Source organism: Rhizomicrobium sp. (assembly GCA_037200385.1).
In the GTDB taxonomy this organism is placed as follows: domain Bacteria; phylum Pseudomonadota; class Alphaproteobacteria; order Micropepsales; family Micropepsaceae; genus Rhizomicrobium.
Map to the genome: position 1 here is coordinate 3,810,817 of JBBCGL010000001.1, position 26,289 is coordinate 3,837,105.

Here is a 26,289-nt window from a genome sequence, read left to right on the forward strand (position 1 = left end):
CCCACCGACCTCTCAAGGCTTGCCTTTCGAGGAATAGCAGGGGTTTTAAGCGAAAGGGCCAAAAAGGGGAAGGATTATCTGCCGGTGGTCTTTCGAGGCTGGAAAGGCCGGGGAATGCTGGCAAAACCGCGCGAAATCTGCCCGCGCGCAGCGCCGACACCGCCGCTCACGGCGTCAGCAGGATTTTCCCGATATGCCCGCTTCCGGCCATGCGCGTATGTGCCGCCTGCGCATCCGCCAGTGGATAGGTCTGGTCCACCACCGGCTTGACGCGGCCGGCCTCGATCAGCGGCCAGACCTCGCGCCGCACCGCGTCGCGGATCGCGCCTTTTTCGTCATTGCTGCGTGCCCTGAGGGTCGTCGCGAGCAGCGACAAGCGCTTCATCAGCATCGGCGCGAAATTCACGCTCGCCTGCATGCCGCCCTGATAGGCGATGTTGACGATCCGTCCCCATATCGCTGCCGCGCTCATGTTGCGCTGGATGTAGTCGCCGCCGACCATGTCGAGGATCACGTCGACGCCGCGTCCGCCGGTCTCGCGCTTCACGATCTCGACGAAGTCCTGCGTCTTGTAGTTGATCGCGTAGCCGCCGAGCGCGGTGATCGCGGCGCACTTCCCGTCCGATGCCGCGGTCGAGAACACCTTGTGTCCGCGCGCCGCGCAAAGTTGGATCGCCGCGGTGCCGATCCCGCTTGTCCCGCCATGGATCAGCACGCTCTCGCCCGCCTTGAGCCGCGCCGTGTCGATCAGGTTGGTCCAGACCGTGAAATGCACCTCCGGCAAGGCGGCCGCATGGACGAGGCTCACGCCCGCCGGTACCGGCAGCAGGCATTTTTCCGATGCCACAGCGTACTCCGCATAGCCGCCGCCGGGTATCAAGGCGCAGACCGCATCGCCCGCGCGCCATTGTGCGACGCCCGCACCCACCGCGGCGATCGTGCCCGAGACTTCCATGCCGAGCGTCGACGATGCGCCGGGCGGCGGCGGATAGCCGCCCATGGCCTGGGCAAGATCGGCGCGGTTGAGGCCGGCGGCGGCGACTTCAATCAGCACTTCGCCGGCGCCCGGCGTCGGCGTGGCGAGTTCCGCAAGCTCGAGCCGATAGCCCTGTCCCGGATTGGCGACTTCGATGGCCTTCATGACGTCTCCTTGCGCTTGCGCGCCGATGTACCGCTAACGAAGATAGCGCAGGAACGAACGGAGGCGGAAATGCCGATCGACCCCGAGGAACTGCAGCCGCGCAAGAAGCGGCCGGACATCGCGCTGGGCGAAGACATCTCGGCCCTCTCCGCGCATGAGCTCGAAGCACGGATCGCCGCGCTCGAATCCGAGATCGCACGCTGCCGCGAAGCGATCCTGGTGCGCAACGCGACGAAATCGGCGGCCGATGCCGTGTTTAAGCGTTAACTGCGGCGACGACGCCTCTCATCAAGATTAATACGCACAGCCGAACGTTGCCCTCGCGCAACCATTCGTTTGGTTTATGCGTAACACGACGGCGATTGCGGCTTGCGCCGGGCGCGGCAGTTGATAGCGTGCGGTTCTCTCGACATGGACAGCGGCGAACGCAGATGAGCAACAGTGCAGCCGACGACGACGCGCTTCGCGGCGTCACCATCCAGAGCTTCACCGGCTCGGCCCTGTTCGACCGCACCTTCGAGGAAGGCATGTCGCTGGTCGAGGAGACCGCGAAATATCTCGACGGCCGCGGCCGCCAGGAATCGCGCGACCTGCCGCGCAAGGCGGCGCTGCTCTATGCCGGCGAAAGCATGCGGGTGACCACGCGTCTGATGCAGGCGGCGAGCTGGCTGCTGGTCCAGCGCGCGGTGCATGAAGGCGACATGGAGGCACGGGACGCCCAGGAAGAGCGCTATCGCCTGGGCTCGAAGGAGATCTGCCTCGGCGGCGGGACGGAAGGCGTCGAGCTGCTGCCCGCCACGCTGCGCGATCTGCTGGAACGCAGCGACAATCTCTATCGCCGCATCGCGCGGCTCGATGACGTGCTGTTCGCCGACGGCCTGAAGGCGCACTCGGCGGTGCATGCGCAATTCAACCGTCTTGAAAAGGCCTTCGGCAGCGACGCCTGAGCGCCTCTGCCTTGCAGTCGGGCAAGTCCGCTCGCATACTCCGGACATCGACGGAGCCTTCCGATGCGTAAGAATAATTCATAGCGCGACGCCGCTGACCGACCCTTGAGGGGCCGGTTCCCTCCCGCACGCTCCGTCGGAATTCCCCGTGTCCCTTCCACGGCCCACGGCATTCGTGGGCAATGCCGCGATCAATCGCGTCAATCTGCATTCCGCCATCCAGGCCTTCGCCCAAGGCGTGGGGCAGGTGTTCATTCTCGCTTTGCTCCTGCGCGCCGGCGTCTCGGTGCCGGACACGCCGGCCGCCGAAGCGGCGATCCGTTACTGCGAAGGAGAGCGTCATGTCCGTGCCCAGGCTGCATGACGGCGAGATCGCCAGCGACGCCGCGCTGGTCCACCGCCTGCTCGCCGCGCAATTCCCGCATTGGGCGGAGCTTCCCGTTGCGCGCGTCCCCTCGGGAGGTACGGACAATGCGATGTACCGGCTGGGCGCGGACATGTCGGTGCGCCTGCCGCGCATCGCCTGGGCCGTGGCCGCGGTGGAAAAGGAGTGGCGGTGGCTGCCACGCCTGGCGCAGCATCTGCCGCTGCCCGTGCCGCTGCCGCTCGCCCGCGGCGTGCCCGGCGAGGGCTATCCCTGGAGCTGGTCGATCTGCCGCTGGCTCGAGGGCGAAAATCCGCTGCCCGACCGATTGCCCGATCCGAACCGCGTGGCAACCGATCTCGCGCAATTCCTTCTCGCCCTGCAGCGCATCGATCCGGCGGAGGGACCGCCGCCCGGGGCGCACAATTTCGGCCGCGGCATGGCGTTGGCCGCGCGCGACCGGATCACCCGCAAGGCCATCGCGCAATCGGAAGGCTTGCTGGATATCGCCGCGGCAACGGCCGCCTGGGAGAAGGACCTGCGCGCCGCGCCGCCATCCGCCGCGCCGGTCTGGATCCATGGCGACCTGAACGCGGGCAATCTGCTGCTGCGCGGCGGACGGCTCGGCGCCGTGCTCGATTTCGAAGGCCTTGCGGTCGGCGATCCTGCCGTCGACCTGATCCTTGCCTGGAGTCTATTTTCCGGCGAAGCGCGCGAAATCTTCCGCCGGGCCATGGGTGTCGACGATGCCACCTGGGCACGTGGCCGCGGCTGGGCCCTATCGGTCGCGCTGATGGCCTTGCCCTACTACAGGACGAGCAATCCGCCGCTGGCGAAGTACGCCGCGCGCACGATCGCCGCGGTGCTCGCGGAGCACGGCTTGGGATAGGGATGACGAGAACCGAAGTCCTACGACTTCACGAAACCGGCGAACTTCTTGTTGAAGCGCGTCAGGCGGCCGCCGCGGTCCATCAGCTGCTGCTGCCCGCCGGTCCAGGCGGGGTGCGTGGTCGGGTCGATGTCGAGGGTCAGCTGCTGGCCGGCCTCACCCCAGGTCGTGCGGGTCTTGTAGGTCGAGCCGTCGTTAAGACGAACCTCGACGAAATGGTAGTTGGGGTGGATGCCCTTTTTCATGGCCGAAAACTCGCATTGGCGCTCGGAGGCGCGCTTATAGGCGAGCACTTCCCCGCACACAAGAGTAGTTATTCAAACGCCTCTCGCATGGACGCCGCCGGGACAGGGCCAACGGGAATATTCCTCGCCGGCCTCCACCAAAGCGTCATTCCTTGGTAAGGCAACAAAGTGTCGATTGGAGTGAACCTGAATCGCCCACTTCGTTTTGGTGCAGAATCCGGATCGACATCGAAAACCTCGTTCAGCGGATCGTAGGCTGGCCGAAACTGGCCCATACACCTCGCATCCAACCCCCATTCTACATCATTGCACTGAATATCAACAGTCACTTCCAAATTCTCAGTCGGAAGAAGGCTTGTCCAGACTTCGTTGTCGGATATTTCCTTAAGTAGCTGATAGTTAAAGGCTACTCTTATTGTCTCCATCGGAGCGATACGCCTCGACCACTCGTATCTCTTCTCATACGCAGTATCGGGAATCGCCTCTGAACCCTGTCGAATCAATGCTTCGGAGAGCTTCTCCGAGCCGATGCTTCCGGACCTCAGTCCGACCAAGTGGTTCAGCGTGCTGTCGATTATCGGGACAAAAAGCCTAATTGGATGGTCTATTGCAGTAGCACTGACATTCGTCATCTCAGAATCGGACTGCATTTGCAGTATTCGAAATTTACCCTTTGGTATTCCGTGCTTTATCTCTACTTCTTCTGGAATATCCAGGAGTATGAACGTCACCTTCATCCTGCTTCTGATTATTTTGGAAGATAATACAGAGTAAATGACGTTGTTTACGATCCTATTTGGGATTTGCAGTCCAAAGGTGGCGGCAATCACGTTCTTGCTGATTTTCTGCAAATCGGAATTCGTACGCTCCTGCTGCTCTATTCTGGCAGTCCTTTCAACAAGTGTACTTACAACCAGTGCTATTATTGCTGCGAACCCAGTTTCTCTTAAGAGTTCGACAAGTACGAATGGATTTCGGTACCACAGCGTACTTTCATTCACATGCCCGTCCAGCAATAATCCTTGGTCAAGGATCACCGAAAGAAGAAGGAACAGAACTCCAATTCCGCCAAGAAGCCATGACTGCGAGAAGAATTTCTTCCACGCGTTTATCTCATACATCGGCCCCTCGCTGATGAGAATGTTCCGTCCCCACGGATTATTGCTGTAATATTCTGAGATATCCGGCAATCGCACAAGCGCGGCGAAGGGTCTCTTAGGTCGCTGCCGAAGCGTCCTATATACCACCCGGAACCAGAGCAAACCGGGCGAGAGTCGTGGCGCAGAACGGGGAAGAATACGCGGAGCAGGTGGAATTCGCCGCCGCCGCCCGGCCAAAGGCCCGGTCGCTGCGCCCCTTGCGCCAGCTCGTCCCCTTCCTGAAGCCCTATCGCGCGGCCATCGCCATCGCGACCCTGGCTCTGATCTGCTCCTCGACCGCCAGCCTCCTGATCCCGCCCGCGCTGGGCCAGCTGGTGCAGCACGGCTTCAGCGAGGCCCTCGCGGCGCATATCGACGCCTATTTCTTTCCCCTGATCGGGATCGCGCTGGCGCTCGCCGTGGCGACCGCGATCCGCTTCTACTTCGTCACCTGGCTGGGCGAGCGGGTGATCGCGGACATCCGCAAGGCGGTGTTCGATCACGTGATCGGCCTGACCCCGGCCTTCTTCGAAGTGACCCGCACCGGCGAAGTGCTGTCGCGGCTGACCGCCGACACCACGCTGATCCAGACGGTGATCGGCTCCTCGGCTTCGGTCGCGGCGCGCAACCTCGTGATGCTGGTCGGCGCACTGGTCCTCCTCTTCATCACGTCGATCAAGCTCACCGGCCTGGTGATGGGCATCGTGGTGCTGGTGCTGATCCCGCTGCTGCTGTTCGGCCGCTGGGTGCGCACGCTGAGCCGCAAGAGCCAGGACAGGATCGCCGACACCAGCGCCCGCGCCAGCGAGACGCTCAATGCGGTGCAGACCGTCCAGGCCTTTACCCGCGAGGCTGCCGAGCGGCAGCTGTTCGGTGCCGCGGTGGAGTCCTCCTTCACCGTCGCGATCCTGCGCACCCGCGCCCGCGCGGTGATGACCGCGGTCGTGATGGCGGCGGTGACCTGCTGCGTGGTCGGCGTGTTCTGGGTCGGCGCGCATGACGTGGTCGCCGAGCGCATGAGCATCGGCACGCTCACCCAGTTCGCGGGCTATGCCATCATCTTCGTCAGCGGCATGGGCGCGATGAGCGAGACCTGGGGCGATCTGCAGCGCGCCGCCGGCGCGTCCGAGCGCTTGATGGAATTGCTGCACACCGTGCCGCAGATCGCCGCGCCGCTGCATCCGCGCGCCATCGCCAAGCCGGTCAAGGGCGCGGTCTCGTTCAAGGACGTCACCTTCCACTACCCCTCGCGCCCGAACTTCAAGGCACTGAACGGCTTCACGCTCGACATCGCGCCGGGCGAGGCGGTGGCGCTGGTCGGGCCCTCCGGCGCCGGCAAGTCGACGGTGTTCCAGCTCCTGCTGCGCTTCTTCGCGCCCCAGGCCGGCGCGGTGACCTTCGACGGCATCGATCTCGCCGATCTCGACCCCACCGATCTGCGCGGCAACATGGCGGTGGTGTCTCAGGACAGCGTGGTCTTCTCCGGCTCGCTGGCCGACAACATCCGCTACGGCCGGCCCGATGCGAGCGACGCCGACGTCCGCCGCGCCGCCGAGGCCGCCGCCGCGGCCGAATTCATCGAGCGCCTGCCGAACGGCTACGACACGCTGGTGGGCGAGCGCGGCGTCACGCTCTCCGGCGGCCAGCGCCAGCGCGTCGCGATCGCCCGCGCCATCCTGCGCGATGCGCCGCTGCTGCTGCTCGACGAAGCGACCAGCGCGCTGGACGCCGAGAATGAACGCCTGGTGCAGATCGGGCTCGACAACCTCATGGCCGGCCGCACCACGATCGTGATCGCGCACCGCCTCGCGACCATCCAGCGCCTCAAGCGCATCGTGGTGATGGATCAGGGCCGCGTGGTGGGCGAAGGCAGCCATGCCGAGCTCGTCGCCGGCGGCGGCCTCTATGCCCATCTCGCCGATCTGCAATTCACCGGCGCCCTGGCGCTGGCAAGCTGATGCGGCCCGCGACGCGCGCCGCGCTCACCGCCGGGTCCGTCATCCTGGTCGGGGCCTTGGCGCTCGCCGCCCGCACCTTGTCGGCCTATGGCGTCTTCACAGACGTGACGCCGGGTTTTTCCGGCATCTGCACCGCCGTGCCGACGGCGAACGGTCCCGGCGACATCGCGATCGACGAGACGACGGGCCTCGCCTTCATCTCCACCCTCGATCGCCGCGCCAAGGCGGCCGGGCATCCATCGAAGACCGACGGCCTTTATGCGATCTCCCTGCGCGACGGTGCGCTGCACCCCCGCAAGCTCGCGGGCGCGCCGTCCGATTTCCACCCCCACGGCATCGGTCTTTACCGCGCGCCGGACGGCAGCCTTACCCTGATGGCGATCAACCATCGCAGCGACGGCACCCACAGCGTCGATATGTTCGCGGTACTGGGCCATGGCGCGGCGACGGCGCTCCATGAGACCGGCAGCATCCAGAGCGACGCGCTGGTCAGCCCCAACGCCATCGCCGCGGCGGATGGCAGCCGGTTCTACGTCACCAACGATCACGCGAGCCGGACGCATTTCGGCCGCCAGCTCGACGACCTCTTCATCCTGCCGCGCGCCAATGTCCTGTATTACGATGGCACCGTGTTCCGGCCGGTTGCCGACCGCCTGGCGTACCCCAACGGGATCGCGCTCTCGCCGGACGGCCGGTTCGTCTATGTGGCGGAGGCCTATGGCCGGCGGCTGGTCGCCTATAACCGCAATCCCTTCTCGGGCGGACTGGAAGAAGCCGCGACGCTGCCGCTCTCCACCAATCTCGACAATCTGCGCTTCGACGCATCGGGCCGCTTGTGGGTGGGCAGCCATCCCAAGGTCTTCGCGATGAACGCCTTCCGCCACGACCCGGCGAAGCCGGCGCCGTCGGAGATCTTCAAGGTGACGCTCGCGAACGGACTGCCGCAGAGCGCAAATCTCGTCTACGCGGACACCGGCGCCCAGATCGGCGGCGCCAGCGTCGCGGCGGTCAGCGGCAACCGGATGCTGATCGGCTCGCCGCTGGACAATCACATCCTCGATTGCCGGCTGGCGCCTTGAAACGAAAAGAGCGCCGTCGCGGCGCTCTTTTCCAATCGCATCGTATGGCGCGTCTTACGCCGCCACGATTTCCTCGCCTTGCGGATCGCGCAGCACATAGCCGCGGCCCCAGACGGTCTCGATATAGTTGTCGCCATTGGTCGCCGCCGCGAGCTTCTTGCGCAGCTTGCAGATGAAGACGTCGATGATCTTGAGCTCCGGCTCGTCCATGCCGCCATAAAGATGGTTGAGGAACATCTCCTTGGTCAGCGTCGTGCCCTTGCGCAGCGAGAGCAGCTCGAGCATCTGATATTCCTTGCCCGTCAGGTGCACGCGGCTGCCGTCGACCTCGACCGTCTTGGCGTCGAGGTTCACGATCAGCTTGCCGGTCGTGATGACCGACTGGCTGTGGCCCTTGGAGCGGCGGACCACGGCCTGGATGCGCGCGACCAGCTCGTCCTTGTGGAACGGCTTGGTCATGTAGTCGTCGGCGCCGAAGCCCAGCGCCTTGACCTTTGCTTCGACGATCGCGTTGCCCGAGAGGATCAGCACCGGCGTCTGCACCTTGGCGACGCGCAGGGCCTTCAAGACCTCGAAGCCGCTCATGTCGGGCAGCTGCAGATCGAGCACGATGATGTCGTAATCGTAGAGCTTGCCGAGGTCGATGCCCTCTTCGCCCAAATCCGTGGTGTAGACGTTCAGGCCCTCGCTGCGGAGCATCAATTCAATGCTTCGCGCCATGGCGCTGTCGTCTTCGATCAGGAGAACACGCATATCAAAGAACCCCTCTTCAGGCAGGCTGCGGTCGTTGATTAACCGACCCTATGCTTAACTGGTTAACATCCCGTTGCATTGATTAATGCCCGATCAGCTTCCGCGAACCCCGGCTTAAGAAACCGTTCCCGGCCCGGGGTCATCCCCTTGATTCGCATTGTTAAGTTTACCGCCACTTAAAACCTTCGCGGCATTATCGGGGCTTCGCGGGGCAGAACGCCCCCAAAGGGCCCCATGCACGCTTTATTGAGAGACATCGCCGCCATCGCGCCGGTCCGCCGTTTCGGACGGGTGGCCCGGATCGAGGGCTTGCTGGTCGAGGTCACCGGCGCCGCCGGGGCCGTCAGCCTGGGCGGTCAGGTACGCCTAACCTCAAGTTCCGGCAAGACAATTCCGTGCGAGGTGGTCGGTTTCCGGGACGGACGGGCGCAAGTCATGCCGCTCGGCAGCCTCGACGGCATGACGCTCGGGGCACGGGCCGATTTCGACGACCGGCCGGCGGTGATCTTCCCCAGCGAAGCCTGGCTCGGCCGGGTGCTCGACGGTTTCGGCAATCCCACCGACGGCAAGGGGCCGCTCCCCACCGGTCCGGAACCCTATCCGCTCAAGGCCAATCCGCCGCCGGCCGGCCATCGGGCACGGGTCGGCGGCAAGCTCGACCTCGGCGTGCGGGCGATGAATGCGTTCACGACCTGCTGCCGGGGACAGCGCATGGGCATCTTCTCCGGCTCGGGCGTCGGCAAATCGACCCTGCTGGCGATGCTCGCGCGCAATTCCGACGCCGACGCGATCGTCATCGCGCTGGTCGGCGAGCGCGGCCGCGAGGTGAAGGAATTCGTCGAGGACGACCTGGGCGAGGAAGGCCTCCGGCGTTCCATCGTCGTCGCGGCCACCTCGGATGAGCCGCCGCTGGTCCGCCGCCAGGCCGCCTATGTCGGCATGGCGATCGCCGAGCAGCTGCGCGACCGGGGCCTGCATGTCCTGCTGCTGATGGACTCGGTCACGCGATTCGCGATGGCGCAACGCGAGGTCGGTCTTTCCGCCGGCGAGCCGCCGGCGAGCAAGGGCTATACCCCCACCGTGTTCGCCGAGCTGCCGCGGCTTCTGGAACGCGCCGGCCCGGGCCTGCAGGGGAAAGGCGGCTCGATCACCGGCCTGTTCACCGTCCTCGTGGAGGGCGACGATCATAATGAGCCAGTCGCCGACGCGGTGCGCGGCATCCTGGACGGCCATATTGTGCTGGAACGGAACATCGCCGAGCGCGGCCGCTTTCCGGCGATCAACATCCTCAAATCGGTCTCGCGCGCCATGCCGGGCTGCAATACCAAGGAGGAACAAGTGCTTGTGCAGCGGGCCCGCGCGCCGCTCGCGGTTTACGACGACATGGCAGAGCTGATCCGGCTCGGCGCCTACAAATCTGGCACGAATGCTGAAGTGGATCTGGCCGTAAAGGTTTATCCGCAACTCGAAGCCTTCCTGTCTCAGAAGAAGGACGAGTGCTCGTCGTTTACCGAATGCTATGCCGCTCTTGAGAAGATCGTCGGCACGGCACCGGGGAAAGGTAATGGAGCATGAAGCGTGGGGATACGTTGATCCGCTTGCGGCGCTTCCGCGTCGACGAGATGAAGCGCCGGATGGCGACGCTCGACGGCATGAAGTCCGATGCGGAGCGCAAGCTTGCCGATCTCGAGGAGAGCGTGGCGCGTGAGCGCCAGCGGGCCGGCGATTCCGACATCGGGCGCCTGGCCTTCCCGTCCTTCCTGCGCTCCATCGAGACGCGGCGCGAGAATCTGCGCGCCACGCTGAAGGACATCGAGCGCGAGCGCATCACCGCCCAGACCGACCTGAACACCGCGTTCCAGGATCTCAAGAGCCTCGAATTCGCCACGGAGCAGCAGGCCAAGCGCACCGCCGAGATCGAGTCCCGCCGCGCCCAGTCCCGCCTCGACGAGATGGCGCTGGTCCGCCATCTGCGGAAGCATGCGATGCGCGGCGCTTGATCCGTCAGCCGCGATAGGTCGGATGGTCGGGATTGACCGGATAGTGCAGTCCCGACAGCCCGGCCGCGAAGACGAAGAGCTGGTCCAGGGCCTGCGCGACGTCCTCGTCGAACACGCCGCCGCAATAGTCGTACAGGACCATGCGATAGCGCCCGTCGACCACCGCCTCCAGCGCGGTGGCCACGCCGTCGACGCAGAAGCCTTCGATGCGGTTGTAGACGGTCCGGCGGGAGAAGGCCGACTTCGCCAACGCGGCTTCGAAATCCGGAAGCTCGCCCGGCCTCAGCCGATAGGGCCGCCTGCGCCACGGCGTCTGCAAGGTGCGCGTTCCGTCCGGCGCGATGATGAGCACGATGCTGCCATCATGCATCGGCGACGCGAACGGTCCCATCCAGCTTTCGCGATAGACCCTCGATCCCGCGGGCGCCTGCAGCGCCTTCGCGCCCACATCGTCGAGGAATTTGCAGTCGTACTGCATCTCCGGGCTTCCGTCCCCGGGACAAGCCTGCGAGGCGGAAAATTGCGGGATGACGGCCGGATCGCCCGCGTCCGCAGTATGCGAAAACAGGCAGGCCGCGCCGGCCATGACCGCGAGCAGGAGGCGCCTCGCCGCCGCGCGACCCGCGATCGCGTTGGACATTTCCGCCATATCCGTCCCTCCGCGGGCCTGCGCTAGAATAGCACGGCTGATTCGTCCAGGCGCGGCAAATGTCCTTTTCCGAATACATCTCGCCGCTGGTCGGCCGCCTGATCCTCGCCTGGTTCTTCCTCGGCGAGGCCCTCGCCTATGCCAATCAATGGGACGGCACGATCCAGCTCATGGCGCTCAAGGGCATTCCGGCGGCGCCGGTCCTGCTCGCCTTGGCGCTGATCGTGATGACGCTGGGCGGCCTGTCGCTGGTCTTCGGCTTCCAGACCCGGCACGGCGCGATGCTGCTGTTTGGCTTCACCATCGTGGTCTCGATCGCGATGCATGATTTCTGGCTGATCGGCACGGCGATCGATCGCGCCGCGGATTACGCGATCTTCGCGCGCAACATGGCCATCGCGGGCGGCTTGCTCCTGCTCGTGGGGATGGGGCCGGGCCCGGTCGCGATCGACAGCATCAAGCCCAAGCCGCGGCGCTGAACTACCAGCCGCCGCCGCCGCCGCCACCACCGCCCCCGCCCGAGAAGCCGCCGCCGCCCGAACCGCCGCCTGGCGCGACGGAAGCCGCCGCAACGGCGCCGCCCAGCGACAGGCCGATGGAGGACGCAAAGCCTGCAGTGCCGAGCTGGCCGAACGCGTCGCCCTGGTACCACATGGGCACATAGAAGTGGTGATCGGCAGCCGCAGCGCCCTCGCCGGCCGCCGCCATCGCGGCTTCGAATTTGCGGCTCCACTGCGTCTCGCAATCGAGCGCGATGGCATAGGGAAGGAATTTCTCGAACAGCGCCGGCGTCACTTGCGGCGGCGCTGCCGCCTCGAGCCGCGGCTGCTCGGCGGTCCTGAGGTAGAGCGTGAAGCCGTCGATCTCGTCGCGCAGCCTGGCGCCCAGCAAGGTCGGCGCGCGCAGCAGGACATAGAACGCCGCGGCGACCACGCCTTCCGCAGCGAGGATGGCGATGGTGACCGGCTGGAGCGCGTCTTCGATGAAGAAGGTCACGCCGATCCAGGTCGCCGCGAAAGGCAGCGCCGCCAGCGTGCGGAGCAGCGCGATGCCGAGATGCACGGCCCGCGCACCGGGACCTGCGAACACGGCCTGCCAGGCGCGGAAGGCATAGAAGCCGAAGAGGCTCGTCGCGACACCGAACAGCCCGCTCCACAGATAGGTGAGGAACGCGCCGCCCAGATCGTCGGAGAATACCGCGGCGCCCAGCGCGCTCAACGCGATGAGGCCGAGCCCGGGCCAGAACCAAGCGTGGTTCTGGCGGAAATAGACCGTCTCGTACGCGTCGCCGAGATCCTTCTTCAGCGTCGCGACGGCGGCGGCGATGCGCGAACGGTTCGCCTGGGTCAGTTCGACCGGCTCGCTGTCCCAGCCCAGCAGGTTCTCCGCCACGCCGGCTTCGGCCTTGGGCAGCGTCACCTCCGCCGCGCCGGTCCGCGTCACCGCATAGGTCGGTCCCAGGACATGCTTGGTCTCACCGATCGTCAGCACGCCTTTGACCGCCAGGTCCACCAGCGTCGCCGCGAACGCCTTGCGGTCGAAATGCATGTGCCGGATGAAGCGCATCGCGGCCGGAGACAGGTCGTGCGGCGGGGCATAGAGCGGGATCACGTTGCCGCGCGCCGGATCGCGCCCGACCAGCAGCCACACCGCACTGAAATAGAGCAGCAGGACGATCAATCCCGCCAACGCCGCGAACGGCCCGCGATTGTCGCGCAGCAGGTAGTTGCGCGCCGGCGCCGTCACCGCGCCCTTGGCGAAACGCACATCGACGGTCAGGCCGTCATTGGGATCGAGCGTCTCGGTCGTCTCGAACGCGATCGTGTTGCCGGCCAGCTTTTCGGCCCTCGCGGCTCTGCCGTGCGCGCCTTGCGGCCCGGTGAAAAAGTCCCAGCCCATAAGCCTGCCGTTCGCGGGCAGATGGACGACGGCACGCACATGATCGATCGCGAAATCCCAGCCATTGCCCGTGACGTTCCAATAGAGCTCGTCGTGGTCCTTGCCGAACGCGATCTGGCGGTCGGTCGCGAAGTGCAGCGTGAAGACGTGCCGGCCATGGCTGAGCGTCGTGTCGCTGTCGCCGATCCGCACCCGCTTTCCGTTCGCGATGTCGAGCACCGCGTAAGGCGCGTCCACGCCGTCGAGCGTCACATGCGAGACCTCGAACGCAACATGGACGCGGCCCGGATAGATCGTCGGGAAATCGCGGTAGATGCCGTGGACGATGGAATCGCCCTGGGCGTTGACCGTGATGGTCTCGGTCGCATCGATCCGGCTGTCCGGCGCGACCGTCACGTCCTGGCGGTAATCGGTCACGCGCTCGATGTCGTCGGCTGTCGCGGCGGTCGGGGCCGCCGCCGCGATCAGACATGCGAAGAGGCGCGCCAGGCGTCCGCATGCGCGGCCGGCCCGTGAACGCCGCGTGCTACCAGCCGCCGCCGCCGCCACCGCCGCCGCCCCCACCGGAGAATCCGCCGCCGCCGCTGCCCGAGCTCGATCCGGGCGCGACCGACGCGGACGCCGCCGCGCTGCCGAGCGACGAGCCGATGGAGGAGACGAGCCCCGCCGTCCCCAGTTGGCCGAAATTCGAGCCCACATACCAGAGCGGCACATAGCCGTAATTCTGATCCGAACCGAGGCCCGCGGCCGCGGCTTCCGCCTCGAACTTCCGGCTCCACTGGTTCTCGCAGTCGAGCGCGATGGCATAGGGCAGGAATTTCTCGAACACCGCCGGCGTGACCTGCGGCGGGTTCAGGATCTCCAGCCGGTCCTTCTCCGCGGTTTCGAGGAACAGCTTGAAGCCGTCGATCTGGTCCATGATCGCGGCGCCCGACACGGTCGGCGCCTTCAGCAGGTAATAGAACACATAGGCGAGGACGCCGCCGGTCAGCAGCGCGGCGAAGGCCGGCCACGGCACCTCCTTCAGGAAGAACAGCGCGGCGATCAGCAATCCTGCGACCGGCACGGCGAAGACGCTCGCCAGCAGCGCAACGAAGAAATGCGTGACGCGCGAGCCGTGATCGACGAACAGGCTGACCCAGTTGCGCCATGCCGCATGCAGCAGATAGCTCGCGCCGGCCGCCCAGAGCGCGACGATGCCCAGCATCACGGCGGTGGTCTGCGCGTCGTCGCTCAGCAGCGCCGCAGCGCCGCCGGTCAGCGCCAGGATGCCCAGCCCGCCCCAGAACCAGCCGCTGTTGGTGACGAAATAATGCCGTTCGCACTCGCGGCTCAGCGCGATCTTCAGTGCGCTGATCGCGCTCTGGACGGCGCTGTGATTGGTCTGCTTGAGCTCGATCGAATCCTCGGGTCCGTCGAACAGCTCCTTGCCCATCGCGCTTTCGCTGGCCGAGAGCTGCGCCGCGGCCTCGCTCTTGCCGGTGCGCGTCAGCGTATAGGTGCCGCCGGCCTCGGCGATGGTCAGATAGCCCTTCACCGCCATGTTGATGAGCGCCGCGGCGAACGCCTTGCGGTCATAGGCCATGTTGTGGATGTAGCGCACCGCTTCGGGCGACAGCCCGGCGGGCGGCGCGAACAGCGGGATCACGGTGCCGCGCTTGGGATCCCGGCCATAATGCCACCACGCGGCGAGATAGAAGATCGCCAGCGCCAGCACGCCCAGCACCGCGACGATCGCGCTCGCATTGTCGATGATGAAATCGCGCTTCAGTTCGGCATCCGACGGCGGCACCACCGCGCCCTTCGCGAAGCCGACCGCGACGGTCAGGCCTTCATGCGATCCCAGGGGCTCCGTCGTGACGAAGCGGATCGTGTCGCCGGAGAGCGGCTCGGCGCTGCCATTATGCGCCGACGATCCCTGCGGCCCCGTATAGACCGCGGATTGCAGGATCTTCGCGCCCTTGGGCAGGTGGATCGTCGCCGCGGCCTTGTCGATCGGGAAGATCCAGCCCACGCCTGTGACGTTCCAGTAGAGCTCGTCGTACTTGTCGAAGAACCCGATCTGCCGCGCCGTGATGTAGCTCAGCGCATAGATGTGCCGCCCGGGCGACACCATGCTGTCCTTGTCGCCGATCTTGACCCGCACGCCGTTGCTGATCGATTCGGTGTCGTAGGGCGCCGGCGCGCCGTCCAGCGTCACCCCCATCACGTCGAAGCGCACCCGCACCCGGACGCCGTGCGGATCGGTGTAGAGGGTGGGGAAATCGCGATAGATGCCGTGGCGGATCTGCTCGCCCGTCGCGTTGACCGCGATGCTTTCGGTGACGGTCAGCGTGCCGTTCTTCGCGACCGTGATGTCGCTGTCGAAATCCGTGATGCGCTCTTCGTCGGGCCGCAGGTCGGCGGCCGCGTCGCCGGCCGGGGCCTCGGCTGCTGCGGCCGGCGGCGAGCCCTGGTGCCGGGCTTCGCTGCTCTGCTCGTCCTGCGCGGCGGACGGCATGACGGCAAGCGCCAGCACCGTGACCAGCGCGAGAACGCCGCGCAGCATCAGCTGAACGAGACCTTCGGCGCGTTGCGGTCCGCGGCGTTGTCGAGCTGGAAGAACTGCGCCGTCGTGAAGCCCGTCGCACCCGCCACGAGATTGGAGGGGAATTGCTGCACGCTGACGTTATAATTGCGCACCGCGCCATTGTAGTAGCGGCGGGCGAGCTGGATCTGGTCCTCGAGATTCTCGAGATCGGTCTGGAGCTGCTGGAAATTCGCCGAAGCCTTGAGCTCGGGATAGGCTTCCGCCACCGCCATCACCTTGCCGATCGCCGCGGTGATCGCGGTCTCGGCCGCGGCGCGCTGGGCCGGGTCCTGGCTGACGCCGGCGGTCGAGCGCAGCCGCGCCAGCTCGTCGAACGTCGTGCGCTCATGCGTGGCATAGCCCTTCACGGTCTCGACCAGGTTGGGGATCAGGTCGGCGCGGCGCTTGAGCTGCGCGTCGATGCCGCTCCACCCCTCCGCGACCATGGCGCGGCGGCTGACGAGCCCATTGTAGGTCATGATGCCCCAAAGGACGATCAGGACGACGACGGCGATGACGATGTAAAGCACCATGCCGCGAAGCTAGCCGCTTCGCCGCACGGCGTCTATCCCGCCGGCGCGGGACTTAGCGGTCGAGGATCAGCGTCCGCGCGGTATGCGCCACCGCGATCGCCACCCCGAACACCACGCCATAGGCGAGCAGGGTCAGCATGTGCAGGTTCTGGAAGGCCTGCCAGTCGGCGGAGGCATAGGCCGACGGGTTCTGCTTGCCGACGGTGACCGCGACCGCATATTCGACCAGCGCAAAGGCGACCAGCGCGACGACCGTCGTCGAGATCACCGAGCCGAAGCTCTGCATCAGATAGCCCGCGCCGAGCGCGATCACGGCCATGATGGCCAAGGTCACCCAGTTTGCCGACAGCACCACATCGTGGATGGCGTGCCAGATATCCATGAGAATAGGCATAAGTCCCCCAGTTTTCGACAGACGCTTCCCGCGCGGCGCGGATAGGCATCTGCGCCGCTTATTAAGAAAGCATACACCAGTTCCATGCTGCCGAGAATTCGGGCAGCGGGGAAACGCGCGGCAATGACGATCTAGGGTTAACGCAGGCCCGTCGCGGCAAACGGCGCAGGTGCCTCGCCATGCAGGCGGCGCGCGATGTTCTCGATCGCCACGGCGGCCGGTGCTTGCGGGAACAGGGTGAGGAGCGGGCTCTGCCGGCGCACCGCGTCCGCTACGCGCGCGTCGCAGGGGACAAAGCCCAGATAATCGGGACTGCGCTTGAGGAAGGCGTTGGCCGACGCGATCAGTGCTTCGGCGACGCGGCGTCCTTCGGTGGCGTTGAGCGCTTGATTCACCAGGATCTGTGGCACACGGCTGGTGGTGCGCCGCAACAAAAGCTTCGCAAATGCGTAAGCGTCGGTGAGCGAGGCCGGATCGGGCGTCACGATCAGAAGGACGTCGTCGGCATGGGCCGCGAAGCTCATGACGGCGGCGTCGACCCCGGCGCCCAGGTCGATCAGCACGCGGTCGTATTGCGCCGCCCGCGCCAGGATCGAAACGAGCGCTTCCACCGCCGCTTCGCTCGCATTGGCGAACGCGCCGGAACCGGACGGCGCCGCGAGAAGATCGAAACTCACATGCGGCCCGCTGGCGACGCGCACCACGGCGTCCTTCAGCATCTTGCGGCCTGCGATCAGTCCGGCGAGATCGCCGGTCTCGCTCAAACCCAGATGCACGCCGGCATTGGACAGCCCCAGATCGGCGTCGCACAGCAACACGCGCTCGCCCTGATGCGCGAAGGCATGCGCCAGGCTGACCGCGATCAGCGTCTTGCCGGTTCCGCCCTTGCCCGAGCCGATGGCGGTGAGATGGGTCATTGCGCGCTCCGGGGTTGGTCGAGCAGAAGCCTCGCCAGCGAGAGCGAGGACGGCGTATCGAGTCCGCCGGCGATGAACGGCGAGCGGGTGACATGGGCGAGGGGGACGACCTGCGTCGCCGCCGCGGTCAGCGCGCCGGCCCGCCGCGCGAGATCCAGGCCGGTGACGACCAGCCGTCCGGCACCCAGCGCCGACAGGGCCTCGACGATCTCGGAGATCTCCTCGGCGTCGTTGAGCGCGGAGACGACGCCGACGGTTTCCAGCTTCGCGATCCGCGCCAGCGCCGCGAAGGCGGTGCGCGCCCGCGCGTCGCGCGGATCGAAACCGGCGGTGTCGACGATGACGAAGGTCTTCTTGGCGACGCATTCGCCCACCAGCACGCTCAGCTCGGCCGCGCTGTCCGTGGTCGTGACCGCGCAGTCCAGATGCTTGGCGAAGGTTTCCAGCCGCGCCACCGCGCCGGCGCCGGCGGAGTCCGATGCCACCAGCGTGGTGCGCCGGTTCGCCAGCCGCGCATGCGCTGCGATCTTCGCCGCCACAGCGGTCTTGCCCGCGCCGTTCGGCCCGACCAGCAGCAGCGCCGCGACCGTCTCCATGTCGATCGGCGCGGTCTTCAATCTCTTGTCGAGCGCCGAGGCGAGCGCCAGCGTCATGTCGGTGAGCTGGGCCTTCGCCGCACTTTCCGCCAGCGCGTGCGCGAGGCCGTCGGGCAGGCGCTGCCGGTTGAGCGCCGCCAGCAGCTCGGTGCGGTCGAAGCCGATCCGCTTGGCCGTCTCGCCGCCGGCATGGCGCAGCCGGCGCAGCAAGCCGTCGCGATAATGCGTTTCGAAATCCGCGACCGGTGTCGTCTCCGGCGCGGGCTCGGCGATGTCGTCCGCCGCGTCCGGCCCGTCGAGCGCCGCGCGCACGATGACGCCGCCGCTCTTGGCCTTCTCCGACGCGATGATGACGGCGTCAGGGCCCATGTCGGCGCGCACATGCGCGAGCGCCTCTCTCATATCCTTGGCCAGGAAGGTGCGAAGCTGCATGACGCTATACCTGTCCCATGGTGCGCAGCTTCACCGAAGCATGGATCTCGCTCTGCGACATCACAACGGTCTGCGACCGGAAGCGCTCCACGATGGAGCGCACAAAGGGCCGGATCTGCGGGCTGGTCAGCAGCACGGGCACCTCGCCCTTGCCGCTCGCCTCGTCGAAGCGGTCGCGCACCGACTGGATGAAAGCCTGGAGCTGCGACGGCGCCATGGCGAGCTGGCGGTCTTCGCCCTGTCCGACGATGGATTCGGCAAATGCCTGCTCCCAGGCTGGCGACAGCGCGATCAGCGGCAGATAGCCGCCGGGCGCGAGGTTCGCGTGGCAGAGCTGGCGCGCCAGCCGGGCGCGGACATGCTCGGTGATGTACATGGCGTTCTTGGTGTGGCCGACCGCCTCGGCAATGCCTTCCAGGACCGCGGGCAAGTCCCGAATCGAGACACGTTCGTTGAGCAGGGTCTGCAGCACGCGCTGCACGCCGGTGACCGAGATCTGCGACGGGATCAGCTCGTCGACCAGCTTCTTGTTCTCGGGCGGCAGGTCGTCCAGCAGCTTCTTGGTTTCGGCATAGGACAGCAGCTCCGCCATGTGCGACTTGAGCACCTCGGTCAGATGCGTGGTCAGCACGGTGCCGGGATCGACCACGGTGAGGCCCTTGAAGCTCGCCTCCTCGCGCAGCGCGGCGTTGATCCAGGTCGCGGGCAGGCCGAAGGCCGGCTCGGTGGTGTGCGTGCCGGGCAGGTCGATCGGAAGGCCGCGCGGATCCATGACCAGGAGCGAGCCGGGATAGAGGTCGCCGCGTCCCGCATCCACTTCCTTGACGCGGATGCGATACTCGTTGGCGCCCAACTGCATGTTGTCGAGGATGCGCACCGCCGGCATCACGAAGCCCATCTCGGTGGCGAGCTGGCGGCGCAACGCCTTGATCTGGTCGGTGATGCGATGGCCCTTCACGTCGTTGATCAGCGGCAGCAGGCCATAGCCCAGCTCGACGCGCAGCAGGTCGAGCGCCAGCGCGGTCGAGATCGGCTCCTCCTTGGCCTTGTCTTCGCCGTTGGCCTTCGCCTCCTCGGCGCGCGCCTGGAATTCGGTTGCGTCCTTCTTCTTGTAGGCGAAATAGGCGAGGCTGCCGGCGCCGGCGGCGAGGCCCATGAACACGAAGGTCGGCATGCCGGGCAGTACGCCGATGATGCCCATCACCGCGGCGGCCATGCCGAGCGCCTGGGGGTAGAAGGAGAGCTGCGCCATCAGCGCCTTGTCGGTGGCGCCTTCGACGCCCGCCTTGGAGACCATCAGGCCCGCCGCGGTCGAGACGATCAGCGCCGGCATCTGGCTGACCAGGCCGTCGCCCACCGTCAGCAGCGTGAAGGTCTGCGAGGCATCGACGAAGCTCATGCCCTTCTGCGCCACCGCGATGATGATGCCGCCGATCACGTTGATCGCGACGATCATCAGGCCGGCGATCGCATCGCCGCGCACGAACTTGCTGGCGCCGTCCATCGCGCCGAAGAAATTGCTCTCGGCCTCCAGGTCCTTGCGGCGGCGCTTGGCCTCCTTCTCATCGATCAGGCCGGCCGACAGGTCGGCGTCGACCGCCATCTGCTTGCCGGGCATCGCGTCGAGGCTGAAGCGCGCCGCGACTTCCGCGATGCGCCCCGAACCCTTGGTGATGACGACGAAGTTCACCAGCACCAGGATCGCGAAGACGATCAGGCCGATGATGAAATTGCCGCCCATGATGAGCTTGCCGAAGGCCTGGATGACATAGCCGGAGGCGGCAGTGCCTTCCGAGCCGTGCCCGAGGATCAGCCGCGTCGAGGCGAGGTTGAGCGCCAGCCGCATCATCGTGGTGATCAGCAGGATGGTGGGGAACGAGCTGAACTCGAGCGGCTTGCGGATGAACACCGCCGTCATGAGGATCAGGATCGAGAACGACAGCGACAGCGCCAGGCAGATGTCGAGCAGCCAGGGCGGCAGCGGCAGCAGCAGCACGACGAGGATCGCCATGATCCCGATGGCGAGCGCCAGGTCGGAGCGCTTGAGGATGTCGGCGAGCGTCGCGAGATTCAGCCCGAAGCCGGAGGCGGGCGATGCGGCGGTGGTGACGTCAGCCATGTCCAATTGCCACCAAAATAAAAGTTGTCATCCCCGGCGAGCGCCGCGAAGCGGTGTGAGGGAAGGGGACCCAGGTCGGAAAAACCGTGACGGTTTCGACGCCTGGGTCCCCTTCCCCTCGCTTCGCTCGGCCGGGGATGACAACGGAGTTCATGTGTTCACCCGTTCACCACGCGCTGCTCGCCATGGCTCGGGATCGCCAGGCCGGACTGCGAATATTCCCGCAGCTTGTTGCGCAGCGTGCGGATCGAGATGCCCAGGATGTTCGCGGCATGCGTCCGGTTGCCCAGGCAATGGTCCAGCGTGTCGAGGATCAGGTCGCGCTCGACGTCGGCCACCGTGCGGCCGACCAGGCCGCGCGTCACCGCCACCGCGTTGCTCACCGCCGCCTGCACCGGCGCCGGCAGGTCGCCGGGGCGGCCATGGGCCACCTGCGTGCCGTCCGGCAGGCGGATCGCCTCGGGCTGGATGTCGGGCCCGCTCGCCAGCAGCACGGCGCGATGGATGGTGTTCTCGAGTTCGCGGACATTGCCGCGCCAGGGATGTCCGGCCAGCAGGCGCTCGGTCACCGGCGCGATCGGGCGATAGGCGACGCCGTTGGCCTGGGCGTATTTGTGCGCGAAGTGCCGCGCCAGCGCCTGGATGTCCTTCGGCCGCTCACGCAGGGCGGGCAGCCGCAGGTTCACGACGTTCAGGCGATAGAACAGGTCCTCGCGGAAGATGCCGTGCTTCACCGCATCGGCGAGGTCGCGGTTGGAGGTCGCGATGATCCGGATGTCGACCTTGACCGGCTTGGTGCCGCCGACGCGGTCGATCTCGCGCTCCTGGATCGCGCGCAGCAGCTTGGCCTGCAGCCGGGCATCCATCTCGCTGATTTCGTCCAGCAGCAGCGTGCCGCCATTGGCTTCTTCGAACTTGCCGATGCGCCGGGCGATGGCGCCGGTGAAAGCGCCCTTCTCATGGCCGAACAATTCGGATTCGAGGAGGTTTTCGGGGATCGCGGCGCAGTTGACCGAGATGAAGGCCCTGTCGGCGCGCTGCGACTTGCGGTGGATGTAGCGTGCCATCACCTCCTTGCCGGTGCCGCTCTCGCCCGTGATCAGGATAGAGGCTTCCGACGGCGCGACCTGGTCGGCGAGGGAGATCACCGCCTCCATCGCCTCGTCCTCGAAGATCATCTGGTGGCTTTCGTCCGCCACGGCGGCGAGGACGGCGGCGATCAGCTCGGGATCGGGCGGCAGCGGCAGGTATTCCTTGGCGCCGGCGCGGATCGCATCGACCGCGCTGCGCGCGTCGGTGTTGATGCCGCAGGCGACGACCGGGGTGCAGATGCGCTCCGTCGACAGCCCGCGCACCAGGAGCGCGATGTCGCATTTGACGTCGCAGAGCACGAGGTCGGCGCCCTTGCCGCCGCGCAGGCTGGCAAGGGCCTGCTCGATATCGATGGCGTGCGTGACCTTGGCGCCGCGATCCATCGCGATCTTGGTGGCGGTGCTGAGCTGCCCTTGGAGCTGGCCGACGATGAGTAGACGCATGGCTTGTTTCCTTCTCGCCGCCGCTTACGACTGACCGGCTTTGATGATTTCCGTCATGGTGACGCCCAGCCGGTCCTCGACGAGGACGACCTCGCCGCGCGCGACCAGCCGGTCGTTGACATAGATGTCGATCGCCTCGCCGACCTTGCGGTCCAGCTCGACCACGGTGCCCTTGCCGAGCTTGAGAAGCTGGCTGACTTCCATCGACGACTTGCCGAGCACCGCGGACACCGTGACCGGAACGTCGAACACCGCTTCGAGGTCCTGCGCCGTGCGCTTGATCTCGGCGTCCTGCGAGCTGTCGCCGGTCAGCAGGGCGGCGCTGGCGCCGCGCCCTTCATGTCCCAGATCGGGCAGGTCGACATCATTGGGGGCCATGGTTCAGTCCTCCGACGCGGGATGGGAAAAGCGGCGCGCGATCAATTCGGCGATGGCGGTTTCGATGGCGGCGCCGGCGCGCTCGGTTCCGCCGCCACGCCATTCGATGCGGCAATCGGCGCCGTTCATCGCGGGATCGCTCGAGACGACGATGCGGCCTTCGAAACCTTCCTCCTGGGCGATCTCGGCCAGCCGGGAGCGCAGGAGCTCCGCGACGGCGGCGCTGGCGTGCAGGACGACGCGCGGTTCGCCCAACGCCTGGTGCAGCGCCTGGCGCAGCGTCTCCTCGACATCGGCGACGGGCAGCGCGTCGACCGCGGCGGCGGCGAGGCGGCGGGCGGCGGCGAGCCCGATCATCGCGGCTTCCCGGCGGACCTCCTCCGTCGCCTTGGCGGAGCGGGTGACGACCGCACGCAGGGATTCGACCAGCCGCGCCATCTCCTGCGCCTGGGCCTCGGCGGCGCGCACCTGGCCGGCCTTCAGGCCCTGTTCGCGGGCCCGGGCCGAGAGCTGGTCGATCTCGTCCGTCGTGTACGCCTTCTTCTGGCGCGCCCGCGCGGCATTGGAGACGAGATCGCCCTCGGGGCGGAACTCGGTGTCGAAGGTGTATTTCGCCGACATGCCCATCAATACACCAGCTCGTCTTCGGCATTGCCGTTGGCGATCATGATCTCGCCCTTGTTGGCGAGGTCCTTGGCGACGTTGACCATGCGCATCTGCGCCTCGTCGACGTCCTTGAGGCGCACCGGCCCCATCGCTTCCATGTCCTCGCGCAGGATCTTGCCGGCGCGCTCGCTCATGTTGGAGAAGAAGACGTCGCGCAGCGTGTCGGTCGAGCCCTTGAGCGCGAGGCCCAGCTTGTCCTTCTCGACATGGCGCAGCAGCGTCTGGATCGAGCCGGGATCGAGCTTGCCGAGGTCCTCGAAGGTGAACATCAGCGCCTTGATGCGCTCGGCCGAATCGCGGCTGCGCTCTTCCAGCGCGGTGACGAAGCGGCTTTCGGTCTGGCGGTCGAAATTGTTGAAGATCTCCGCCATGTGCTCATGGCTGTCGCGCCGCGCGGTGCGCGCGAGGTTCGACATGAACTCGACGCGCAGGGTCTGCTCGACCTTGTCGAGGATGTCCTTGGGCACCGATTCCATGCGCAGCATGCGCTGCACGACCTCCAGCGCGAATTCCTCGGGCAGGGCGCCGAGCACCCGCGCCGCATGTTCCGGCTTGATCTTCGAGAGCACGACCGAAACAGTCTGCGGATATTCGTTCTTCAGGTAGTTCGCGAGGACCGTCTCGTTCACGTTTGCGAGCTTGTCCCACATGGTGCGCCCGGCGGGGCCGCGGATCTCCTCCATGATCTGCCCGACCTTCTCCTCGGGCATCATGCGCGACAGCAGGCGCTCGGTGGATTCGTAGGAGCCCATCAGCGAGCCGGTGCCCGACATCTGCGACACGAAGTCGACCAGCAGTTTCTCGACCAGGCCCGACGACACCGTGCCGAGCGTCGACATGACCTGGGAGACTTCCTTGACCTCCTCCTCGTCCATCATCTGCCAGAGCTTGGCGGAATGCTCCTCGCCCAGCGACAGCATGATGATCGCCGAGCGCTCGGCGCCGGTGAGCTGGCGGATGTCTTCCTTGACGGTCGGTTTGCTGCGCGGTGCCATGGTCGCTTATGCCGGTTCGTGGAGCCAGGTGCGGATGATCGCGAGCGCTTCCTCGGGATGCGTCTGCACGACCTCGCCGACCTTCTTGATGGAGGATTCGCGGACCTGGCCCTCGAATTGCGAGATGTCGATCGACGGGCGCGACGGCGCGGAGATCGCAACCGGCTGGCCGGATGCGTCGAGCTGCGGCGTCGCCGATGCGGGGACCGGGGAGGGCGGCGACAGCTGGCCCGCCACGACGCCGCCCGGTGCCTGCGGGGCGAGCGCGTAATTGTTCGGGGCGAACATCCGGCTGATCAGCGGGCGGGCGACGAAGAAGCCGATCAGCAGCGCGGTGACGGAGAAGATCGCCACCTCGATGATCTTGAACCAGTCCTGGCCGTCGAGGCCGAGCAGCGGCGCGGGTGCCGGCGTGCCGTCCGGCACGTCCATGCGCGCGAAAGGCATGTTGTCGACAGCCACGATGTCGCCGCGCTTGGCGTCGTAGCCGATGGCGGACTTCACCAGCGCGTCGATCTGCTTCATCTCGGCCGGGCTGCGGGGCTTGTAGGCGGCGGCCGTCGCGCCCGGCGTGCCGTCGACGACGACCGCGACCGACAGCTTGTTCACCGTGCCGCCGTCGACCGCGCTGGTCGTGGTGGTGTGGTCGATCTCGTAGTTGGTCGTCTCTTCGGTGCGGGCGGCGTCGGACTTGGAGCCGTCCGCGCCCGGCGCGGTGCCGCCGCCGGGAAGCGCGCTGGCCACCGAGACCGCCGCGGCGCCGGCGCCATTGGTGTCGGTGTTGTTGGATTCGACGGTCTGGGTCGAACGCACCACCTTGCTGTCGGGGTCGAAATGCTCGGCGACGGTGTTCTCGTGCTTGTAGTTCATGTCGGCCGTCACCTGGACGCGGACATGGCCGGGGCCGACGACGCTGGCGACGATGGACTCGATGCGCTGGCGCAGCCGGTCCTCGAATTCGGTCGTCTGGTTGTCCTCGCCGATCGATGCGGCGTTGGGTCCGTTCTTGTCGTCGCCCCCGGCCAGCAGGTCGCCCTTGTCGTCGACCACGGCGACGCGCTCGGCGGTCAGCCCGGCGACGGCGGCGGCGACGAGGTGCTGGACGGCCTGCACCTGGCCGCGGCCCAGCACGCCGCGCGTCTTGAGCACGACCGAGGCGGTCGGCGACTGGTCGTCATGGCTGAAGATCTGGCGCTCGGGGATGACGAGGTGCACGCGCACGCCGTCGACGCCCTGGATGGTCTGGATGGAACGCGCCAGCTCGCCTTCCAGGGCGCGCAGGCGGTTGATGTTCTGGACGAAGGCGGTGGCGCCGAACGCATCCGACTTGTCGAAGATCTCGTAGCCGACGCCGGCCGCCGGCAGGTTGTCCTGCGCCAATTCCATGCGCAGCTTGGTGACGTCGTCGGCGGGGACGAGGATGGTGCCGCCGTCGCCCTTGGCTTCGTATTTGACGTTGAGCGAGTCGAGCTTGGCGGTGACCGAAGCGGCGTCGCGCGCCTCGAGGCCGGAGAACAGGATGGCCTTCGGCGGCTCGGTCAGTGCGCCCGCGACATAGAGGAAGAACGCGGTCAGCGCCGCGGCCACGCCCGCCATGACGCCGAACCGCGCCGCCCCGATTGCTTTGACGAACTCCGGCAATGTGCCCTCCGCTCTCGAACGCGAAGAGGTCTCGCGCCGTGCTAGGCAAACATTGCCGTGTCGTTGGTAAAGGCGCGCTTAACGATGAGAGGGGAGTAGCGAGTAGGGATTGGGTAACCTTTGCGCCTCGGCTCTCCCTGTTCGCTACTTGCTCGCTCAGTTGCGATACTGCTGCACCCGCGTCGCGCGCAGGCCCGGCATGCCGAATCGGTCGATCGCGCGCTGCCAGGCGAGGAATTCCTCCACCGTCAGCGTATAGCGCTTGCAGGCGTCGTCCAGGCTCAGGAGGCCGCCGCGCACCGCGGCGACGACTTCGGCCTTGCGCCGGATGACCCAGCGCCGTGTTCCCGGCGGCGGAAGATCGGCAAGCGTCAGCGGGCTGCCATCCGGCCCGATGACGTAGCTCACGCGTCCTTTTCTCTCTTCGCCCATTTATCTGGACTCCCAACCT

General features: G+C 66.6%; 27 protein-coding genes. 9 read left to right on the forward strand and 18 right to left on the reverse strand.

Features of this window, described 5'->3' with window-relative positions; genetic code table 11:
• Positions 1 to 166 precede the first annotated feature (166 nt).
• Positions 167 to 1,141, reverse strand: a complete 975-nt coding sequence (locus WDM91_18300) for an NAD(P)H-quinone oxidoreductase (protein ID MEI9996555.1) — start codon at positions 1,139 to 1,141, stop codon at positions 167 to 169.
• Positions 1,142 to 1,210: 69 nt separating this feature from the next.
• Between WDM91_18300 and WDM91_18305 the strand changes: the two genes are divergently transcribed.
• From WDM91_18305 to WDM91_18320, 4 genes are all read left to right on the forward strand, one after another.
• Positions 1,211 to 1,408 carry a DUF1192 domain-containing protein gene (locus tag WDM91_18305; GenBank protein ID MEI9996556.1) on the forward strand — a complete coding sequence of 66 codons (198 nt, stop codon included), beginning with the start codon at positions 1,211 to 1,213 and terminating at the stop codon, positions 1,406 to 1,408.
• A gap of 164 nt (positions 1,409 to 1,572) precedes the next feature.
• On the forward strand, positions 1,573 to 2,088 hold the full coding sequence (locus tag WDM91_18310; protein ID MEI9996557.1) for a DUF1465 family protein: 516 nt from the start codon (positions 1,573 to 1,575) through the stop codon (positions 2,086 to 2,088).
• 148 nt (positions 2,089 to 2,236) lie between these two features.
• Positions 2,237 to 2,452, forward strand: a complete 216-nt coding sequence (locus WDM91_18315; GenBank protein MEI9996558.1) for a hypothetical protein — start codon at positions 2,237 to 2,239, stop codon at positions 2,450 to 2,452.
• Positions 2,430 to 3,341, forward strand: a complete 912-nt coding sequence (locus WDM91_18320) for an aminoglycoside phosphotransferase family protein (GenBank protein MEI9996559.1) — start codon at positions 2,430 to 2,432, stop codon at positions 3,339 to 3,341. Before WDM91_18315 ends, WDM91_18320 begins: the two co-directional genes overlap by 23 nt.
• 20 nt (positions 3,342 to 3,361) lie before the next feature.
• Here WDM91_18320 and rpmE read toward each other — a convergent pair whose 3' ends face one another.
• On the reverse strand, positions 3,362 to 3,586 hold the full coding sequence (gene rpmE / locus WDM91_18325) for a 50S ribosomal protein L31 (protein ID MEI9996560.1): 225 nt from the start codon (positions 3,584 to 3,586) through the stop codon (positions 3,362 to 3,364).
• Between the two features lie 68 nt (positions 3,587 to 3,654).
• Entirely contained in the window at positions 3,655 to 4,707 is a 1,053-nt protein-coding gene (locus WDM91_18330) for a hypothetical protein (GenBank protein MEI9996561.1), read from the reverse strand.
• A 155-nt stretch (positions 4,708 to 4,862) separates the two neighbouring features.
• Between WDM91_18330 and WDM91_18335 the strand changes: the two genes are divergently transcribed.
• Positions 4,863 to 6,683, forward strand: coding sequence for an ABC transporter transmembrane domain-containing protein (locus tag WDM91_18335; protein ID MEI9996562.1), 1,821 nt, complete (start codon positions 4,863 to 4,865; stop codon positions 6,681 to 6,683).
• Entirely contained in the window at positions 6,683 to 7,762 is a 1,080-nt protein-coding gene (locus tag WDM91_18340) for an SMP-30/gluconolactonase/LRE family protein (protein MEI9996563.1), read from the forward strand. The genes WDM91_18335 and WDM91_18340 overlap by 1 nt, the downstream gene beginning before the upstream one ends.
• Before the next feature lie 54 nt (positions 7,763 to 7,816).
• On the opposite strand, the gene WDM91_18345 is transcribed toward WDM91_18340, so the two are convergent.
• Positions 7,817 to 8,515 (reverse strand): response regulator transcription factor, encoded by a 699-nt coding sequence (locus WDM91_18345; protein ID MEI9996564.1) that lies wholly within the window; start codon positions 8,513 to 8,515, stop codon positions 7,817 to 7,819.
• Positions 8,516 to 8,761: 246 nt separating this feature from the next.
• Here WDM91_18345 and fliI point away from each other — a divergent pair, with 246 nt between their 5' ends.
• The gene (fliI, locus tag WDM91_18350; protein ID MEI9996565.1) at positions 8,762 to 10,090 is read left to right on the forward strand and encodes a flagellar protein export ATPase FliI; all 1,329 of its coding nucleotides are present in this window, start codon (positions 8,762 to 8,764) and stop codon (positions 10,088 to 10,090) included.
• Entirely contained in the window at positions 10,087 to 10,515 is a 429-nt protein-coding gene (locus WDM91_18355; GenBank protein MEI9996566.1) for a flagellar FliJ family protein, read from the forward strand. The genes fliI and WDM91_18355 overlap by 4 nt, the downstream gene beginning before the upstream one ends.
• 4 nt (positions 10,516 to 10,519) lie before the next feature.
• Here the strand turns inward: WDM91_18355 and WDM91_18360 are convergent, their stop codons facing one another.
• The gene (locus tag WDM91_18360; protein ID MEI9996567.1) at positions 10,520 to 11,155 is read right to left on the reverse strand and encodes a hypothetical protein; all 636 of its coding nucleotides are present in this window, start codon (positions 11,153 to 11,155) and stop codon (positions 10,520 to 10,522) included.
• 68 nt (positions 11,156 to 11,223) lie between these two features.
• Between WDM91_18360 and WDM91_18365 the strand changes: the two genes are divergently transcribed.
• Positions 11,224 to 11,643 carry a DoxX family protein gene (locus WDM91_18365; protein ID MEI9996568.1) on the forward strand — a complete coding sequence of 140 codons (420 nt, stop codon included), beginning with the start codon at positions 11,224 to 11,226 and terminating at the stop codon, positions 11,641 to 11,643.
• A gap of 1 nt (position 11,644) precedes the next feature.
• On the opposite strand, the gene WDM91_18370 is transcribed toward WDM91_18365, so the two are convergent.
• The 13 genes from WDM91_18370 to WDM91_18430 all read right to left on the reverse strand — a co-directional run bounded on the left by WDM91_18370 (position 11,645) and on the right by WDM91_18430 (position 26,270).
• Entirely contained in the window at positions 11,645 to 13,627 is a 1,983-nt protein-coding gene (locus tag WDM91_18370; protein MEI9996569.1) for a DUF2207 domain-containing protein, read from the reverse strand.
• Entirely contained in the window at positions 13,590 to 15,611 is a 2,022-nt protein-coding gene (locus WDM91_18375; GenBank protein ID MEI9996570.1) for a DUF2207 domain-containing protein, read from the reverse strand. Before WDM91_18375 ends, WDM91_18370 begins: the two co-directional genes overlap by 38 nt.
• Positions 15,611 to 16,165, reverse strand: a complete 555-nt coding sequence (locus tag WDM91_18380) for a LemA family protein (GenBank protein ID MEI9996571.1) — start codon at positions 16,163 to 16,165, stop codon at positions 15,611 to 15,613. The genes WDM91_18375 and WDM91_18380 overlap by 1 nt, the downstream gene beginning before the upstream one ends.
• Positions 16,166 to 16,217: 52 nt before the next feature.
• Positions 16,218 to 16,559 carry a hypothetical protein gene (locus WDM91_18385; protein ID MEI9996572.1) on the reverse strand — a complete coding sequence of 114 codons (342 nt, stop codon included), beginning with the start codon at positions 16,557 to 16,559 and terminating at the stop codon, positions 16,218 to 16,220.
• Positions 16,560 to 16,696: 137 nt separating this feature from the next.
• The gene (locus WDM91_18390) at positions 16,697 to 17,476 is read right to left on the reverse strand and encodes a P-loop NTPase (protein ID MEI9996573.1); all 780 of its coding nucleotides are present in this window, start codon (positions 17,474 to 17,476) and stop codon (positions 16,697 to 16,699) included.
• Positions 17,473 to 18,504, reverse strand: coding sequence for a hypothetical protein (locus WDM91_18395; GenBank protein MEI9996574.1), 1,032 nt, complete (start codon positions 18,502 to 18,504; stop codon positions 17,473 to 17,475). The genes WDM91_18390 and WDM91_18395 overlap by 4 nt, the downstream gene beginning before the upstream one ends.
• Positions 18,505 to 18,508: 4 nt before the next feature.
• On the reverse strand, positions 18,509 to 20,623 hold the full coding sequence (flhA, locus tag WDM91_18400) for a flagellar biosynthesis protein FlhA (protein ID MEI9996575.1): 2,115 nt from the start codon (positions 20,621 to 20,623) through the stop codon (positions 18,509 to 18,511).
• 158 nt (positions 20,624 to 20,781) lie between these two features.
• Positions 20,782 to 22,158: a sigma-54 dependent transcriptional regulator gene (locus WDM91_18405; GenBank protein MEI9996576.1), complete on the reverse strand. Its 1,377-nt coding sequence runs from the start codon at positions 22,156 to 22,158 to the stop codon at positions 20,782 to 20,784.
• Between the two features lie 24 nt (positions 22,159 to 22,182).
• On the reverse strand, positions 22,183 to 22,536 hold the full coding sequence (gene fliN, locus WDM91_18410) for a flagellar motor switch protein FliN (protein ID MEI9996577.1): 354 nt from the start codon (positions 22,534 to 22,536) through the stop codon (positions 22,183 to 22,185).
• A 3-nt stretch (positions 22,537 to 22,539) separates the two neighbouring features.
• Positions 22,540 to 23,163, reverse strand: coding sequence for a FliH/SctL family protein (locus WDM91_18415; protein ID MEI9996578.1), 624 nt, complete (start codon positions 23,161 to 23,163; stop codon positions 22,540 to 22,542).
• Positions 23,163 to 24,197, reverse strand: coding sequence for a flagellar motor switch protein FliG (gene fliG / locus WDM91_18420; GenBank protein ID MEI9996579.1), 1,035 nt, complete (start codon positions 24,195 to 24,197; stop codon positions 23,163 to 23,165). Before fliG ends, WDM91_18415 begins: the two co-directional genes overlap by 1 nt.
• A gap of 6 nt (positions 24,198 to 24,203) precedes the next feature.
• Positions 24,204 to 25,838 carry a flagellar basal-body MS-ring/collar protein FliF gene (gene fliF, locus WDM91_18425; GenBank protein ID MEI9996580.1) on the reverse strand — a complete coding sequence of 545 codons (1,635 nt, stop codon included), beginning with the start codon at positions 25,836 to 25,838 and terminating at the stop codon, positions 24,204 to 24,206.
• 156 nt (positions 25,839 to 25,994) lie between these two features.
• Positions 25,995 to 26,270, reverse strand: a complete 276-nt coding sequence (locus WDM91_18430; GenBank protein ID MEI9996581.1) for a DUF1153 domain-containing protein — start codon at positions 26,268 to 26,270, stop codon at positions 25,995 to 25,997.
• Positions 26,271 to 26,289: the final 19 nt, after the last annotated feature.